Raw genomic sequence first — 3,418 nt, forward strand, 5'->3', positions numbered from 1 at the left:
CAATGTCACGAACACAGTAATACCTGTTGTTCATCCGACACATACTACAATCGTTAATAGACATGTCAAAAAGTATATACATCATTCCCCCAATAATGTATCTGTAGTAAATGAGTGTTACACTCAAAGGTTTGTTGGTGGAGTGCCACAACCTCCTTGTTGTCCGCGAAGACCATTCAGATATTAACTATATAAACCCCTATTTGGGGTTTTTTATTAGTTTTCTCATTCTTTTCTCACAGTTTTTATTCTCTATTCATCTTCAAATTTAACAACCACTTACACATTTTTATACTCTTTTAACTTTGCAATTCTTTTTACATATGCAAGGATGAAGTCACCCTTTGTGCTCGTAGGAGAGGAACGCTTTTTTATAAAGAGATAGACTTAAACAATGATTTTTGGATTTAACGACGTAACTGAAGATCTAGTTAAAAAAGATCCTAAACGACATACTCATTTAGCCCTTAAATAATTTATAGAGGATTTTTTCCGGAGATTTATCGAGCAGTTGGTATATGTATTAGGATTTATGAAAGAATGCCCGATAAGTAAAAAAACCGAAATCACATTTTGATTTCGGTTCATCATTTTTATAAACTGTTTAACTATTTATCAAACGATGTTTAAGTCATTGTCTATTATGATTGTACTTGATCTTTTTTTAACTCAACAATCGCTTTTTGATCTATTTTTGTAAAAATTCGTTCCAACTCACTTTTGTCATGCAACAAATGTTCGCGGTTTTCTTTGAGTAGTTCATTAAAAGATTTCCTTTTTCTAGACATTTTTTATTCACCTCTTAAGTGATTGAATTCTTTTTGGAGGACAACAATTGGAAGTTCATATAGTTGTTTATTATATTTTTTAAATATCCCAAATTTCAGAAGTTCTTGTATAAGCTGATCTTTTTTTACTTCTCCTTTTATACTTAATTGCGTATTCATCAAGCGGCCCCCTTTACAAATATGCAGACTTTTGGCATTTCGGGATGCTTAACACCCGATTCCACGAGAGAAATCGCCATTTTTTCCTCTTACTTCCCCATATAAGAGCATAAACTGCAAAATCTTCGCATTTCTTTATTTGATCATATGTAGAGCTTTCTTGATGAATTTTTAATATTTTCTTAAATACATGAAAACCATATTCCTTCATTTTATCGGAAAGAATATTTATTGCGGCGCAAGGTTCTGTATGGGTCAAGTCGCCGGCACCAAAAAATGCGACTTTTACTCCTTTAAAATCTACTTGTTCAATTTCTTCATAAAATTCGTTTGCTTCATATGGCAAATCTTCTTTATTCCATGTATATAATCCAATAAAGGCCAAATCAAAATCCTTTAAGGTATCTACTTCTACCATGTCCAATCTTTCCATATATACTTTACAGCCTGCAGCCTTCATTCTATTCTTTATGATTACAGCCATTTGCTCGGTATTACCGGATAAACTGACGTAGCCAATGAATACCTTCATCTATATCACCCACCTAATTGAGAATCACTTTCAGTATATACTTAATATAAATGAAAATGATTCTCAATGTCAATTATTTATCTCCAAACTAAGTCTATGAAGAAAGAACATCAAAACTGAAATTATATTTCTACAACAAAAAAAGGAAGACATAACACTCCATGATCTTCAAGGTTCTTTGCCAAAGTATCACCAATGGACAATAGGTTAACAACGATAACAACTAAAAATATGTCTGGCTTCAACTATCATGGTGCAACACAGACTCAACCACCTCAAGCAATCCTAGTAGATTTTCACTTGAACTTTTCAATAAACCCTCCTTTATTAGTATTAGTTAAATTGCTAGGATATCTCATTAATTTAGTAAAAAATTCCATTTAATAAAAATAATGTGATAAAATTATTAGGAGTCCTGGAACAGTTAATTAAAATAGTAGCTAATAATTACTCAGTAAAAAAGATTGGTAAATCAGATATAGGATGTGCTTTCATGATAAATATAAATAAAGATATAKTAGATTTAACAAGTAAGATAGACTTTTCTGGTGTTATTTTAATAAAGAATAAAAATAATTACGTTTATGAGGCTGCCTTTGGTTTTTCTAACAGAGCTGATGAAATAAAAAATAAAATTAGCACTAAGTTTGGAATCGCTTCTGGATGTAAATTGTTTACAGCGGTAACGATTTGTCAGTTAGTAGAAAAAGGAGATATTGCTTTCGAAACAAGGCTTAAAGATTGCTTAGACCTTAATTTTCCAAATTTCGATGAAGATATAACGATCCACCATCTTCTAACACATAGTTCAGGGATACCTGATTATTTTGATGAAGCTGTAATGGAGAATTTTGAAGACCTTTGGAAAGAAAAACCGATGTATCTACTAACAAGTTTATCTGATTTTTTACCTATGTTTCAAAATAATAAGATGATGTTTACTCCTGGAGAAAGGTTTCATTATAATAATGCTGGCTATATTCTATTAGGACTAATTATTGAGCAACAAACAGGTATAAGTTTTACTAAATATATAGAAACGAATCTTTTTGCAAAGTGTGATATGCATGATTCTGGTTATTTCTCTTTAGATAGACTACCTAAAAATACCGCAATTGGTTATATAGATTTAGAGGACGCTGGAACATGGAAAACCAATAATTATGCCGTCCCAATTCAAGGTGGGGCAGATGGAGGAGCATTTATTACGGCTCCTGATATGATGAAGTTTTGGGAAGCTCTACTTAGCTATAAACTTTTAAATGAAGAGACAACCCATCTACTTTTGACCCCTCACATTTGTGAGGAGGACGAAGAATATTATGGATACGGGATTTGGATAAGTAAGAAGGATAATACAATTTGTAAATATCATGTCATGGGTTATGACCCAGGTGTCAGTTTTAACTCTTCTTATTATCCGCATTCTGGAATTACAACGGTCATACCTTCAAATAAAGATGAGGGGCCATACAATATATCGCAGACAATTGAAACTAACTATATAAAATTTGGATAATAACTCTTATCAATGATAAGCACAGACCACCATCTAAAATTTAAATGGTGGTCTGTTTACTATTAATTTAATTATGAGATGCCTTTCTTCAGCTGATAGATCACCAGTACTTAAAATTCCTTACTAATTTACTATCCAACTTAGCAAATGCCGGCAAAAAAAGAGCCAGTTTTTACTACGTTAAAAGTAAATGAAGTGAACCCAAAAAGTTAGACACTTTATTTAATTAGGCAGCCTTGAGGGCATGAATCCGGTAATCTACCGGGCTCATGCCTTTTAATTTTACCTTGATTCGTTGATGATTGTAGTAATGGATATATTCCTCTAATTCTTGTTTGAAATGCTCCATGCTTTCAAATTCTTGAAGATAGAGTAATTCGGATTTTAATAAGCCAAAGAAGTTTTCAATGACCGCATTAT

The 3,418-nt window shown here is 32.1% G+C and carries 6 protein-coding genes; 2 read left to right on the plus strand and 4 right to left on the minus strand.

All coding sequences use genetic code 11. From position 1 onward, the window contains the following. A partial coding sequence (locus AC1DUW_RS23855; RefSeq protein ID WP_477643624.1) for a CotD family spore coat protein occupies nt 1-187 on the plus strand: 187 nt, incomplete at its 5' end. A gap of 454 nt (nt 188-641) precedes the next feature. Here AC1DUW_RS23855 and AC1DUW_RS23860 read toward each other — a convergent pair. Genes AC1DUW_RS23860 through AC1DUW_RS23870 form a run of 3 tightly spaced genes read right to left on the minus strand, consistent with a single transcriptional unit; the run spans nt 642 to nt 1,479 of the window. Further along, on the minus strand, nt 642-788 hold the full coding sequence (locus tag AC1DUW_RS23860; protein WP_152952254.1) for an FbpB family small basic protein: 147 nt from the start codon (nt 786-788) through the stop codon (nt 642-644). Between the two features lie 3 nt (nt 789-791). Beyond that, nucleotides 792-947 (minus strand): Fur-regulated basic protein FbpA, encoded by a 156-nt coding sequence (locus AC1DUW_RS23865; protein ID WP_083450699.1) that lies wholly within the window; start codon nt 945-947, stop codon nt 792-794. 13 nt (nt 948-960) lie between these two features. Continuing rightward, nucleotides 961-1,479 (minus strand): flavodoxin domain-containing protein, encoded by a 519-nt coding sequence (locus AC1DUW_RS23870; protein ID WP_477643625.1) that lies wholly within the window; start codon nt 1,477-1,479, stop codon nt 961-963. 493 nt (nt 1,480-1,972) lie between these two features. On the opposite strand from AC1DUW_RS23870, the gene AC1DUW_RS23875 reads away from it, so the two are divergent. Then, complete coding sequence (locus AC1DUW_RS23875; RefSeq protein ID WP_477643626.1) at nt 1,973-2,998, plus strand: serine hydrolase domain-containing protein; 1,026 nt, start codon at nt 1,973-1,975, stop codon at nt 2,996-2,998. A 226-nt stretch (nt 2,999-3,224) separates the two neighbouring features. Here the strand turns inward: AC1DUW_RS23875 and AC1DUW_RS23880 are convergent. Beyond that, nucleotides 3,225-3,418: IS3 family transposase (locus AC1DUW_RS23880; protein WP_477642640.1), on the minus strand; the 194-nt coding region annotated here is incomplete at its 5' end.

This window comes from Peribacillus sp. P4_C12 (assembly GCF_056402095.1).